The organism is Pseudomonas sp. R11-23-07 (assembly GCF_003852295.1).
Lineage (GTDB): Bacteria > Pseudomonadota > Gammaproteobacteria > Pseudomonadales > Pseudomonadaceae > Aquipseudomonas.
This window is the reverse complement of the sequence record NZ_CP027761.1, coordinates 1,479,583-1,492,674: the sequence shown is the minus strand read 5'-3', so window position 1 is coordinate 1,492,674 and position 13,092 is coordinate 1,479,583. Positions and strand designations below refer to the sequence as shown.

Below are 13,092 nucleotides of genomic sequence, written 5' to 3'. Positions count from 1 at the left end.
AATGCTGCAATTCGAAAACGTTTCCACTTTCTACGGCAAGATCCAGGCCCTGCACAGCGTCAACGTGGAAGTGCGCCAGGGTGAAATCGTGACCCTGATCGGCGCCAACGGCGCTGGCAAGTCCACGTTGCTGATGACCCTGTGCGGCTCGCCCCAGGCCCACAGCGGCAGCATCCGCTACATGGGTGAAGAGCTGGTGGGCAAGCACTCCGCCGAAATCATGCGCAAGAGCATTGCGGTGGTACCGGAAGGCCGTCGCGTGTTTTCGCGCCTGACCGTGGAAGAGAACCTGGCCATGGGTGGGTTCTTTACCGACAAGGGCGATTACCAGGAACAGATGGACAAGGTGCTGCACCTGTTCCCTCGGCTCAAGGAGCGCTTCAGCCAGCGCGGCGGCACCATGTCCGGCGGCGAGCAGCAAATGCTCGCCATCGGGCGGGCGTTGATGAGCAAGCCCAAGCTGTTGCTGTTGGACGAGCCGTCCCTGGGCCTGGCACCGATCATCATCCAGCAGATCTTCGACATCATCGAGCAACTGCGCAAGGACGGGGTAACGGTGTTTTTGGTGGAACAGAACGCCAACCAGGCCCTGAAAATCGCCGACCGGGCCTACGTGCTGGAAAACGGCCGGGTGGTGATGCAGGGCACTGGCGAGCAATTACTGACCGATCCTAAGGTGCGTGAAGCCTACCTGGGCGGTTAAAACGGTTGCTGGATGAACCGGCTTTAAAATGTGGGAGGGGCAACCCCTCCCACATTTGCTTTGCGTGATATTTAAATTTTTTCCGGCTGGCTTGTAACGAAGTTCGTCCCCCTCTCTCTAGTGGTGCAAGCAGGCAATCAAGCCTGCCAACTCGACCACTGCTGGAGATACTCCATGACCACCAAACTGTCCGCTGCCGCCCTCCTCCTGGCCCTCGGTTCGACCCTGAGCCTGTCCGCCCTGACCACCACCGCCCATGCTGCCGACGACATGCAGAAATGCTTCGGCATCGCCGAGGCCGGCAAGAACGACTGCGCCGCCGGCGCTGGCACCTCGTGCGCCGGTACGTCCAAAACCAAGGACCAGGCCAACGCCTGGAAACTGGTCCCAGCCGGTACCTGCCTGAAAACCCCAAGCACTACCTCGCCGACCGGTTTCGGCCAGGAAGCTGCTTTCACCGCAAAGTCCTGAAGCCCAGCGCGACCTGAGTACTGATGATGACCCTTTCATCCCTGCAAGCCGTCTCCCAGGCTCAGGCATCCGGCCTGCCGCGTCGGACCGGATTGGGACTTAAGACCGAGCACTTCACTGAAGTGCTCGGCTCTTCACCAGACATTGGTTTCTTTGAAGTGCATGCCGAAAACTACATGGTCGCCGGCGGCCCTTTTCACCATTACCTGGGGTTGATCCGCGAACGCTACCCGCTGTCGTTGCACGGCGTGGGCCTCTCCATCGGTGGCGAAGGTCCGCTCGCCCCTGAGCACCTGGCACGGTTGGCCGGGCTGATCGAACGCTATCAACCCCACTCATTTTCCGAACACCTGGCCTGGTCCAGCCACGGCCCGGTGTTTCTCAATGACCTGCTGCCCCTGGCCTACGATGCACAAACCCTGGCGCGTGTCTGCGCGCACGTAGATCAGGTGCAAAGCACGCTCAAGCGGCCGATGCTGCTGGAAAACCCATCCACTTATGTGCAGTTGCAACGCTCCACCCTGGACGAAGCGGAGTTCATCAGCGAAGTCATTCGGCGCACCGGCTGCGGGTTACTGCTGGACGTGAATAACGTCTACGTGTCGTGCATCAATCATCAGCGCGATCCGCTGGCCTACATCGATGCCTTACCTTTGCATGCAGTCGGCGAGATCCATCTGGCCGGGTTTGCCGAAGACACCGACAGCCTGGGCGACAGGCTGCTTATCGATGATCACGGTGCGCCAGTCGATGACGCGGTGTGGCAGCTATACGCGCAACTGCTCAAGCGCACGGGGCCGGTCGCCACGCTGATCGAACGGGATAACCAGGTGCCGAGCTTCAGCACGCTGCACGCCGAGGCCAGGCACGCCGAATGGTATCTGTCGCAGGTGATGTCATGAGCTTTCAGGACGCGTTCACCAACGCCCTGCTCGTGGCGCACGGTTCCTGCCCGGAGGGGGTGTTCAGCAGTAACGGCGCCGACCCCGCCAGCCGCTTTGCGGTGTATCGCAATAACGTCCACAGTTCGTTGATCAATGCCCTGGCGGCCAGTTATCCCGTGACGCTGCAGCTGGTGGGCGATGAGTTTTTCCGCGCCATGGCTGGCGTTTTCGTCCAGGCCAACCCGCCCACCAGCCCGCTCATCAACGCGTACGGCAGCACATTGGCCGACTTTATCCAGGCATTCGCACCAGCCGCCAGCGTGCCCTACCTGGCGGATGTCGCGCGGCTGGAGCGCCTGCGGGTGCGTGCTTATCACGCGCCCGACATTCCGGCGCTGTGCCAGCACGCTGTTCTCCAGCATCTGCAAGGTCAAGCAGGCGTAGCGCGGTTGAGCCTGACGCTGCATCCATCGCTCGCCACCTTGAGCTCTCCTTACGCGGTCGTGACGGTATGGGCCGCGCACCAGGCGGACGGCGACCTCGCTGGCGTGGCCGGATGGCCTGCCCAGAACGCGTTGGTGTTGCGCCACGGGTTGGCGGTCAAGGTCTTCGCCATCGACAGCGGCTCGGTGGCCTTTATCAACTGCCTGAACCAGGGCGCGGGACTGGAGATAGCGGTGGAGCATGCCTTGCAGGCCTCGTCCGAATTCGATCTGCATCGGTGCCTGACGCTGTTGATCAGCCACGACGCCATTACTCATTTACACCTGGAACCCAAGGTATCGCCATGAACAATTCCGCCGCCAGCCTGCTGAAACAGGCCATCGCACTTTTTGAAAAAATTCCCTACAGCCTGATCGCCTTTATCGCGCGCTTCTCTATCGCGGCGGTGTTCTGGAAATCCGGACAAACCAAAGTCGAAGGGTTTGCCATTGATCTGATCAGCGGCACCTTCCAACTCGGCGCCCCCAAACTGGCCGCCTCGACCTTGCCGTTATTTCGCAGCGAATACCACGTGCCGCTGTTGTCACCCGAAGTCGCCGCGCACCTGGCAGCGTTTGCCGAGCACTTTTTCCCGGTGCTGATCCTGCTGGGATTCGCCACGCGATTCTCGGCCCTTGCCTTGATCGGCATGACCCTGACTATCCAGTTGTTTGTCTATCCGGACGCCTACCCGACCCATGGCACCTGGATCGCGCTGTTACTGCTGCTGGTGGCCAAGGGCCCGGGCCGGCTGTCCATCGACCACTGGATCGCCCGTCACTCCCGCTGAAGACGGTCCAGGGCCGCGCCGCTGCGCTTGAACCAGTCCACCAAATAGTCGGCCAGTACCTGGGTGCGCCGCGGCAGGCCACCTTGATAGGGGTGCACCAGGTACATCGGCTGGCTGCGCGTTTGATAATCGCGCAGCAGCCAGCGCAATCGACCCTCCGCCAATTCCGTCGGTAGCAGGTAAGACGGCAGGCGCGCGATACCGGCGCCCACCAGTGCGGCTTTCTTCAAGAGGTTGTAGTGGTTGGACGCAAAAGTGCCACTGACCCGCACACGCAACAGCTCATGCTGCTGGTGATACAGCCACTCCTCGCGGCCGCTGTAGTGACTGTTGAGCAAACAGGTATGGCCCGCCAGCTCCGCCGGGTGCAGCGGTTCACCGTGCTGTTCCAGATAGGCCGGACTGGCGCAGGTCATCTCGTGCCAGGCCAGCAGCGGCTTGATCACCAGGCGCTCATTCTCGATGGCCCCGAGCGTACGCCCAGATCGAAGCCGTCTCGCGCCAGATCCCGATAGCTATTGTTGAGCTCCAGCTCGATCTGCACTTGCGGGTAGTGCTTGGAAAATTCCAGCAACAAGCCATCGAAGAAGGTTTCTCCCAATGACACCGGAACCGTCATACGCACCGGCCCGGCCAAATCATCTTTGAGTCGCGCCAAGGCCTGACGCGCACGCTCCACCTGTACCACCAGCGCCTGTGCCTGGGGCAGCAAGGCTGCGCCTGCGGCGGTCAGGCTCAGCTTGCGCGTGGTGCGATGCAACAGCACCACGGCGTACTGCGCTTCGAGCTGGCTGATTCGCTTGGACAACTGGCCCTTGCTGCACCCCAGTTGCTCCGACGCCACGGTGAAACTCCCGGCTTCGATCAACACCGCGAAGGCCGCCAAGTCATCCATTTCGCTCATGGATTGTTTCCAACTGAAAACCAAAGGTTGCCTATTAGCAGGTTTATCCGCTGAAAAAGCCACCCTAGACTCAACCTTCACCCAGCCCCTGAAGGAGCAGCACGATGAAAATTCTTTTAATTGGTGCCAACGGCACGATCGGTTCAGCGGTTAAGGCAGAGCTGGCGCAGCGTCACGAGGTGATCGCCATCGGCCGCCACAGCGGCGACTTCCACGTCGATATCAGCGACAGCGCCTCGATTCGCACGCTGTTCGAGCAGACCGGCAAGTTCGACGCGCTGGTGTGCGCGGCAGGCAGCGTGAACTTCGTGGCGCTGGACGACATGAGCGAAGCAGACTTCGAACTGGGCCTGCGGGACAAGCTGATGGGCCAGGTTAACCTGCTGCTCATCGGCCGGGAGTTCGCCAATGACGGCGCGTCGTTTACCTTTACCAGCGGCATTTTGAACCGTGATCCGATTCGCACCGGCGCCTCTGCTGCGCTGGTCAACGGCGCGCTGGATGCCTTCGTCAAAGCAGCGGCAATCGAACTGCCACGCGGCTTGCGCATTAATGCCGTGAGCCCGACGGTGCTGGTGGAAGCCATGGGCAGCTATGCGCCGTACTTCCGTGGGTTCAAACCGGTTGCCGGCGCTGAAGTGGCCTTGGCCTACGCAAAAAGTGTCGAGGGCTTACAGACCGGTCAGACCTTTATCGTGGGCTGAGTTTCAGGTCTGTAAGAATCGCCTGAAGCTGGGCCACGGGCTTGTGATGCGGCGCGAGCCTGCGTAACGTGGCGGCACTTGTCTGGAGACCGAAAATGCGTGCCGCCTCGACCCTAACGTTGCTAGCCCTGTTCCCCTTCTTCGCCGCTTGCCAGATGTTCGACAGCGAGCCCGCCAAGCTGTCTACCGCGGGGCTGACCCGCATGCAGGGTGAATTGACGGCGGTGGACGGCAAGCTGTTGTTCCAGCCCTGCAACGACCAGCGCAACTACGTGGTCAACGACACCGGTGGCACCAGCATTCTGCAGGAAGCCGCCTCGCTGGCCGGTCAGCAGGGCGCGTTGTTTGCAGATTTGCGTGGCAAGTTTTCCGGCGTTGCCAGCGGCACCCAGGGTTCGGTGGACCTGCAACAGCTGTATCGCGTCGAGCGCTCGACCTCAGCCTGTGGCGACCCGGACTTCAAGCGCATGATCCTGCGGGCAAACGGCCATAAGCCGGCCTGGGCGATGAGCGTCACGGCCAAGGGCATGGTGCTGGAGCGCGAAGGCCAACCGCCCCTGGCAGTGCCTTATGTCGAAGAGCAACTGGGTGACGGGCGCTTCAACCTGATGACCGACGCCAATAACCAGCACATCGAATTATGGGTCGCCCCGCAGCGATGCGTCGACAGCGTAAGCGGCAGCCTGCAGCACATGACCGCCCAATTGCGTGTCAACGGCCAGGTCCAGCGTGGTTGCGCAGCCTTTGGTGGCTCGCGGGACGACTGATTGCGCCCTGCGCTGTTTTTTAACCTGACGGAAAGACGCCATTGGGGCTTATAATCGCCGGTTTGCAAAACAGCCGGCCTTCTTGCCCGCCGCCTACCGGATCCTGTCATGTTACGAATCACCGAACTCAAGCTGCCCATCGACCATCCCGAAGAAGACCTGCGGCCCGCCATCGTGCAGCGCCTGGGCATCGCCAGTGATGACCTGCTCGATTTCACCCTGTTCAAGCGCAGCTACGATGCCCGCAAGAAGTCCTCGGAGCTGTGCTTCATCTACACCGTCGACTTGAATGTAAAGGGCGAAGCCGCCTTGCTGCTCAAGTTCGCCGATGATCGCAACGTCAATCCGGCGCCGGATGTTAGTTACCACGTAGTGGGGCAGGCACCGGAAGGCTTGGTCGAACGGCCGGTGGTGGTCGGTTTCGGCCCATGCGGCATCTTCGCCGGGCTGCTGCTGGCACAGATGGGCTTCAAGCCGATCATCCTCGAGCGTGGCAAGGAAGTACGCCAGCGCACCAAGGACACCTGGGGCCTGTGGCGCAAAAGCGTACTCAACCCCGAGTCCAACGTGCAGTTCGGCGAAGGCGGCGCCGGGACCTTCTCCGACGGCAAGCTGTATAGCCAGATCAAGGACCCCAAATTCCACGGGCGCAAGGTGCTGCATGAGTTCGTCAAGGCCGGCGCCCCGGAAGAGATTCTCTACGTCAGCAAGCCGCATATCGGCACGTTCCGTCTGACCGGCGTGGTGGAAAACATGCGCCAGCAAATCATTGCCCTGGGCGGTGAAGTGCGCTTCGAACAACGGGTCACCGATGTGCTGATCGAAGAGGGCCAGTTGAAGGGCGTGGTCATCGACGGCGGCGAGCAAATCCTCTCCAGGCACGTGATCCTCGCCCTGGGCCACAGCGCCCGCGACACCTTCCGCATGCTTCACGGCCGTGGCGTGTACATGGAGGCCAAGCCGTTCTCGGTGGGCTTTCGGATCGAGCACCCACAGTCGCTGATCGACGCCGCGCGCCTGGGCAAATACGCCGGGCATCCGAAACTCGGCGCGGCTGATTACAAGTTGGTGCACCACGCCAAGAACGGTCGCTCGGTCTACAGCTTCTGCATGTGCCCTGGCGGCACCGTGGTGGCCGCGACGTCGGAGCCCAATCGCGTCGTGACCAACGGCATGAGCCAGTATTCGCGCAATGAGCGCAACGCCAACTCAGGCATCGTGGTCGGCATCACGCCTGAGGTGGACTACCCAGGCGGCCCGCTCGCCGGTATCGAACTGCAGGAGCGCCTGGAGTCCCATGCCTACGTGCTCGGCGGCAGTAATTACGAGGCCCCGGCACAGTTGGTCGGCGATTTCATCGCAGGCCGGCCGTCCACTGCCATCGGCAGCGTAGAACCGTCCTACAAGCCTGGGGTAGCCCTGGGTGACCTGGCCCTGGCCCTGCCGGACTTCGCCATCGAAGCCATCCGCGAAGCCTTGCCGGCGTTCGAAAAGCAGATCAAAGGCTACTCGCTGCACGATGCGGTCTTGACTGGTATCGAGACGCGCACCTCATCGCCGCTGCGCATTACCCGCAATGAGTCGATGCAGAGCCTCAACGTGAAAGGCCTGTTCCCGGCCGGTGAAGGCGCGGGCTATGCCGGCGGGATCCTGTCGGCGGGCGTTGACGGGATCCGGATTGCCGAGGCTTTGGCGCGGGATATGCTGGGCATTGAGGCCTGAAAACGCCTCGGTACAATGTGGGAGGGGGCTTGCCCTAATGCCAGTCAGTTAAGGCTTTTTGTAGGAGCGAGCTTGCTCGCGAAAAACTCACAGGCACTGCGTTTATTCAGGCAGCACTCGTTATCGTTGACGTTTTTCGCGAGCAAGCTCGCTCCTACAGACGGTGGTGTACGCTTAACTGACTGGCATTAGGGCTTGCCCCCGATGGCGGCCTGACAGCCGACCAGGATGTTGGATCAAGGCGAGTACATATCCGTTGCTGCGGTCACGGCGGCTTAGGGTTCCGCCCTTACGGCGGCTCACTTTTGAAAAGCGTGTACGGACCGGACACATGGTTGACACCTGTGCGGGGACATAGTGGACACATTATGCCCCGTAGTCAGGGTTATTCACGTCGAAGGTCCGTAGAAATTGATGACAGAAGTAGACGTCAAATAAGCCATCTCTCTCAGCGTTAGGACGTATTGCGATGTGTTGTCCACGCAGACCTTTGGCGATGCTGAAGTAGCGTTTCTGAAAGCGAAATCGACTGTCATAAACCTTAGCCAACACATCATCTGGGCCATATTCAAATTCCGACAGTTGCTGTGGATACGCCCAGGGACTGCTCCGATAGCGGTCCATAGGCACCTTGTAGCCCAGCGCCTGATGAGGGCGCTGCAGGTTATAAACCTCACGCCATTGATCAAAAGCCGATTGAGCCTCCATCAGTGTGGAAAAATAACGTCCATCAAGCACTTCTGCTTTGAGCGAGCGGTGGAAACGTTCGATCTTCCCATTGGTTTGAGGATGGCGAGGACGGCTGAAGCTGATCCGAATTCCCAGGCGAATCAGCCAGATACTCAGTTCTGAAACTTCACCCGGATTGCGTGGCGAGCCCCAGGGAGCGCCGTTATCAACGTTGATCCGAACTGGCAAGCCATAGCGCTGGAAAACCTCGATCATCTTCTCCTTCACCGTGGCTCCCCGTTCGTTATCACAGGCATCAATGGCTAGGCTGAACCGGGAGTGGTCATCCAACAGAGTCAGGGGGTGGCATCGACCTTGTTGCAGTGCGAAATGTCCTTTGAAATCCATCTGCCACAGATCATTAGGCGCGTCGTGCTCAAATCGCAACGTCGCCGTATGTTCCTTCTGAGGCGGTTGAATCAGACCATGGCGGTGCAAGACATTGGTGACGGTGCTGGGAGCAATGCGCTTTTCCAACAGGCTACTAATGGTGCGTCCACCCCATGCTGGATGGGCCTGTCTAAGTGCGATGATTTGGGCTTCCAAAGCCGTCTGAGTCAGTTTAGGGCTGGTCGCTGGCCTGCGGGATTTCTCTTGCAGACCAGGCTGACCCAGCGCCTCGTAGCGTTTGAGCCACTTGTACGCTGTTTGTGGGCTGATACCGAATCGTCGACACAACTCACGTTTGTTGCTGCCGGGTTGCCGTGCTAAGGCAACGAACTCTTCTTTCAGGCTCATGGCGTCTCTCGTAGTCCAAGGCATGATGGCTTTCCGACGAAGTTGGCTCGCCGCAAAGTGTCCACCATGTCCCCGCACACCCGTCAACCATGTGTCCGGTCCGTACAAAAAGCGCAAAAGTAAGCAAAACGCTCTTGCCCCACCACTCGGCACCTCGCCTAGGCTCGGTGTGCCCGTAATCCGATAGTGATTTGGGGGGCCGCCGCCACGCGCCATCCATGGCGCGGGGCGGCTAAACCGGCATCCCTGCCGGTTTACCCCCCAAATCACTATCGATTCCGGCCAGCGTGGTTTAACGGGGCGCTTAAGATCAAGAGCAAGATCAAGAGCGGCTCGCTTCGCATCGTGGTTACCGTAGGCTGCTACAAAGCTGTATAGATACCTATGTCCCGATAGCAGTGGTTCAGTCTGAATTTCTTGACTGAAACACCGCAATCGATGGCAAGCCCCTCCCACATTTGGTTTGCGACGTGTCAGATATTGGCACGCAGGATGCTGGCCGGCAGTGGCTCACCCTGCTCGACACTCGCCGCAACGGCCGCGATCAACCCTTGCAACTCATAGCCCTGCGCCGCCAGCCACGCCTGATCATAGTAAGTCGTGGCATAGCGCTCGCCGCCATCACACAAGATCGCCACGATCGACCCCGACTCCCCCGCCGCTTTCATCTGCTGCGCAGCTACAAGGGCACCGATCAGGTTGGTCCCGCTGGAACCGCCCACGCGCCGCCCCAACCGCTCGGCCAGGTAATGCATGGCCGCCAGAGACAGCGCATCCGGCACCTTGACCATCGCATCGATCACAGCGGGCAAAAACGAGGCTTCGACCCGTGGCCGGCCAATCCCTTCGATCCGTGAGCCGCAGTCCAGACGCAGGCTGGCGTCGCCGCTCAGGTAATAATCGAAAAACACCGAACGTTCGGCATCGGCACATAGCACTCGCGTGCAATGCTGGCGATAACGCACATAGCGCCCCAGGGTCGCGGTAGTGCCGCCAGTTCCGGGGCTGGAAATCAACCAGCTCGGCTCCGGGTGCTGCTCGAAACGCAACTGCTGGAAGATCGACTCGGCGATGTTGTTGTTTGCGCGCCAGTCGGTGGCGCGTTCGGCGTAAGTGAACTGGTCCATGAAGTGGCCGCCGCTTTCCTGGGCCAAACGTTCGGATTCGGCGTAGATCTGCGTGGGATCCTGCACCAGATGGCTCTTGCCACCATAAAAGGCGATTTGGGCGATCTTCTCCTGGGAAGTGGTGGCGGGCATCACGGCGATAAACGGCAGGCCGAGCAGGCGCGCAAAATAGGCTTCGGAGATCGCCGTCGAACCGCTGGAGGCCTCGATCACGGGGGCGTGCGGCTTCAGCCAGCCATTGCACAACGCGTACAGGAACAGCGAGCGCGCCAGCCGATGTTTCAGGCTGCCGGTCGGGTGGCTGGATTCATCCTTGAAATACAACTCGATACCCGGCAAACCCGGCAATGGCAAAGGGATCAGATGGGTGTCTGCGCTGCGCTGGAAATCCGCTTCAATGATACGAATGGCTTCGCGGGCCCAGGGACGGTGATCGCTCATGAGGAGGTTTCTCTAAGAATTTCAGCCCCGATATTAGGGGGTTTCCTACACTGCACACAGATACAGTGAGGACTCAATTGGACACACAATTGCTAGGCTTTGAAACAACGCCCGCTCTGACCAACGCTTATAACAAATAAGAATATAACTTTTGTTTTAACAACTAACGGTACGGGTTAGGGTACCCACCTATTGAACCTGGATTGGAGAGCATCCCTTGCCTCTGCGAAGCACTTTCACCCGTTTTTTCCAGCTGGAAGCCGCCAGCGGCCTGTTATTGATTGCCGCTGCCGCGTTGGCGCTGATTATCAACAACTCACCTTTGTCGCACCTGTATGGCGCCTTTCTCGACACCCCGGTGGTGGCACAGGTTGGCGCGCTGCAAATCGCCAAGCCCGCCTTGCTGTGGATCAACGACGGCCTGATGGCCCTGTTCTTCCTGCTGATCGGCCTCGAAGTCAAACGCGAGCTGCTCGATGGTCACCTGTCCAAACCGTCGCAGGTGGTCCTTCCCGGCGCGGCGGCTATCGGCGGCATGGTCGTCCCCGCGCTCATCTATTGGGCGTTGAACAAGGACAACCCTGCAGCACTCGCCGGCTGGGCGATCCCGATGGCCACGGATATCGCCTTTGCGCTCGGCGTCCTGGCGCTGCTGGGCAAGCGCGTGCCGGTGTCGCTGAAACTGTTCCTGATGACCCTGGCAATCATTGACGACCTGGGTGCCATTATCGTCATTGCGCTGTTCTATTCCGCTGACCTGTCCGGCGCGTCCCTGGCGGGTGCAGCGGCCTGCCTGGTCGCCCTTATCGCGATGAACCGCCTGGGTGTGGTCAAGCTCGGGCCGTACCTGATCATCGGCCTGATCCTGTGGGTGTGCGTGCTCAAGAGCGGCGTCCACGCCACCCTCGCCGGGGTGACTCTGGCGTTCTGCATTCCACTGCGCACCAAAAATGCCGAAACTTCGCCCCTGCTGACCCTGGAGCATGCGCTGCACCCGTGGGTGGCCTACGCCATCCTGCCGCTGTTCGCATTCGCCAACGCCGGGGTGTCCCTCACCGGCGTCAGCCTCGAGAGCTTCACCCACCCTGTGCCCATGGGCATCGCCGCCGGCCTGTTGATTGGCAAAACCGTCGGTGTGTTCGGCCTTACCTGGCTGGCCATCAAGACCGGCATTGCCTCACTGCCCAGCGGTGCGAACTGGGGCCAGGTGCTGGGCGTGGCGATCCTGTGCGGCATCGGCTTTACCATGAGCCTGTTTGTCGGCTCACTGGCATTTGTACCGGGGGTCAGCGAGTTCGCCGGCGAAGATCGCATGGGGATTCTGACCGGGTCGATAATTGCGGCGTGTATTGGTTATGCGGTGACGGCGATGGCGAGTCGCAAGAAAGCCGTTATTTCATAGTTGAGGTGACATCCAAACACCAAAAAGCCGCCTCGACCTGAATCGAGGCGGCTCCACTTCTCAGACCTTACAGGTCATCAAAGCTGTCCCGCAGGAATACCCATACGTGATAAACACGCAGGGCATTCACTACGAGGTTCCACGTACGTCGTGCAAACTTAGACATACTCGACCCTCCTAGAGTTGGGCCTACCTCCAGCGCACTTACCGGAACATGTGAGCCTTCGAATGCTGTCATTGCGTTCCATGAGGCGGCAGGGTTGACGGGCCCTCCGCATCAATCCGGCACGGATTACTAGCCCGTGGCGGCTGGTCCAGAAAACTTGTTTTTGCTGACCCCGTCGACTCACAGAGTGACGAACGTAGAACGGCGTCGATACTAGCTGAGCGGCCCTTCGAAGGTGTGACTAAGCACAGGGTGGCCCGGAATATTTATTGCCATTTTTTTCTGACAAAAAAAGTATCAGAAGCGATAGTTCCTCTTAGAGCTGCATCTTGCGTGAAGCATCAACCGACAGTAGTATTCCGACATGTCATTGCGTTCTGTGAGCATGCAAGCCAAGCTTCATAATGGCCTTGCGATAAAAAACCGCCCTACTAAGGCGGTTTTTTATTGCCTGCAACTTATGCGCTTTTAAAAAGATCAGGCCCACAGGCAAAAAACCCCAACCAGTCACCCGGTTGGGGTTTTTCTTTACTTGTTGCTTACGCTTTTAGCGAGTAACGCGGCTGGTGCCGTCGACCGTCATGATGCGCACACGGTCGCCAATTCGGAAAATTTCATTTTCCTGCACGGCTTGTACGTAGGAACGCATGCTGCCGTCGTCTTCACGAACGGTGATTTCCACGCCCTGGGTACGAGTCAGGCCTTCTTCGGTGGCCGAGCCCAGCAGGCCACCGGCTACCGCGCCGATCACAGCGGTAACGATGCTGCCACGGCCGCCGCCGATGGCGCTGCCGCCAACGCCGCCGATGACCGCACCCGCAGCACCGCCGATTGGGGTCTTGGTGCCTTCGATCTTGACCGGACGCAGGGATTCGATGGTACCCATGCGGACGGTCTGTACACGACGCGCCTCGTCACGGGAGTACGAGTCGCCGGTCAGACTCGAGGCGCAGCCACCCAACAGCAATGACAGGGTGGTAAAGCAGGCAACTAGTAAAACGGACTTACGCATAGCATCAACTCCAAAGGACAGGTATTCATTAAACGCTGCAGCCTGGCGC

Annotated in this window: 12 protein-coding genes and 1 pseudogene; 9 read left to right on the top strand and 4 right to left on the bottom strand. The window is 59.8% G+C overall.

Annotation, left to right across the window (positions count from 1 at the left end; genetic code table 11):
- Nucleotide 1: 1 nt before the first annotated feature.
- The 5 genes from C4J84_RS06655 to C4J84_RS06635 all read left to right on the top strand — a co-directional run bounded on the left by C4J84_RS06655 (nt 2) and on the right by C4J84_RS06635 (nt 3,331).
- A complete protein-coding gene (locus tag C4J84_RS06655; RefSeq protein WP_065932826.1) occupies nt 2–703 on the top strand; it encodes an ABC transporter ATP-binding protein in 702 nt (233 codons plus the stop codon).
- Between the two features lie 174 nt (nt 704–877).
- A complete protein-coding gene (locus tag C4J84_RS06650; protein ID WP_124361656.1) occupies nt 878–1,174 on the top strand; it encodes a DUF2282 domain-containing protein in 297 nt (98 codons plus the stop codon).
- 23 nt (nt 1,175–1,197) lie between these two features.
- Complete coding sequence (locus tag C4J84_RS06645; RefSeq protein WP_124369911.1) at nt 1,198–2,076, top strand: DUF692 domain-containing protein; 879 nt, start codon at nt 1,198–1,200, stop codon at nt 2,074–2,076.
- Nucleotides 2,073–2,849: a DUF2063 domain-containing protein gene (locus C4J84_RS06640; protein WP_124435078.1), complete on the top strand. Its 777-nt coding sequence runs from the start codon at nt 2,073–2,075 to the stop codon at nt 2,847–2,849. The genes C4J84_RS06645 and C4J84_RS06640 overlap by 4 nt, the downstream gene beginning before the upstream one ends.
- The gene (locus C4J84_RS06635; RefSeq protein WP_124361653.1) at nt 2,846–3,331 is read left to right on the top strand and encodes a DoxX family protein; all 486 of its coding nucleotides are present in this window, start codon (nt 2,846–2,848) and stop codon (nt 3,329–3,331) included. Before C4J84_RS06640 ends, C4J84_RS06635 begins: the two co-directional genes overlap by 4 nt.
- Here the strand turns inward: C4J84_RS06635 and C4J84_RS06630 are convergent.
- Nucleotides 3,319–4,235, bottom strand: a pseudogene (locus C4J84_RS06630) (LysR family transcriptional regulator). The gene C4J84_RS06635 and the pseudogene C4J84_RS06630 sit on opposite strands and share 13 nt — an antisense overlap.
- A 104-nt stretch (nt 4,236–4,339) precedes the next feature.
- Between C4J84_RS06630 and C4J84_RS06625 the strand changes: the two are divergent.
- The 3 genes from C4J84_RS06625 (at nt 4,340) to C4J84_RS06615 (ending at nt 7,428) form a co-directional block, all read left to right on the top strand.
- Complete coding sequence (locus C4J84_RS06625; RefSeq protein WP_124369909.1) at nt 4,340–4,939, top strand: short chain dehydrogenase; 600 nt, start codon at nt 4,340–4,342, stop codon at nt 4,937–4,939.
- Nucleotides 4,940–5,034: 95 nt separating this feature from the next.
- Complete coding sequence (locus tag C4J84_RS06620) at nt 5,035–5,706, top strand: COG3650 family protein (protein WP_124361650.1); 672 nt, start codon at nt 5,035–5,037, stop codon at nt 5,704–5,706.
- Nucleotides 5,707–5,814: 108 nt separating this feature from the next.
- The gene (locus tag C4J84_RS06615) at nt 5,815–7,428 is read left to right on the top strand and encodes an NAD(P)/FAD-dependent oxidoreductase (RefSeq protein WP_124366147.1); all 1,614 of its coding nucleotides are present in this window, start codon (nt 5,815–5,817) and stop codon (nt 7,426–7,428) included.
- Between the two features lie 366 nt (nt 7,429–7,794).
- Here the strand turns inward: C4J84_RS06615 and C4J84_RS06610 are convergent, their stop codons facing one another.
- On the bottom strand, nt 7,795–8,919 hold the full coding sequence (locus tag C4J84_RS06610; RefSeq protein WP_124369797.1) for an IS481 family transposase: 1,125 nt from the start codon (nt 8,917–8,919) through the stop codon (nt 7,795–7,797).
- Between the two features lie 449 nt (nt 8,920–9,368).
- Entirely contained in the window at nt 9,369–10,463 is a 1,095-nt protein-coding gene (locus C4J84_RS06600) for a PLP-dependent cysteine synthase family protein (RefSeq protein WP_124366146.1), read from the bottom strand.
- Between the two features lie 217 nt (nt 10,464–10,680).
- Here C4J84_RS06600 and nhaA point away from each other — a divergent pair, with 217 nt between their 5' ends.
- Nucleotides 10,681–11,865: a Na+/H+ antiporter NhaA gene (nhaA, locus tag C4J84_RS06595; protein ID WP_124369907.1), complete on the top strand. Its 1,185-nt coding sequence runs from the start codon at nt 10,681–10,683 to the stop codon at nt 11,863–11,865.
- A gap of 713 nt (nt 11,866–12,578) precedes the next feature.
- Here the strand turns inward: nhaA and C4J84_RS06590 are convergent.
- Nucleotides 12,579–13,043, bottom strand: coding sequence for a glycine zipper 2TM domain-containing protein (locus C4J84_RS06590; RefSeq protein WP_065886131.1), 465 nt, complete (start codon nt 13,041–13,043; stop codon nt 12,579–12,581).
- Nucleotides 13,044–13,092: the final 49 nt, after the last annotated feature.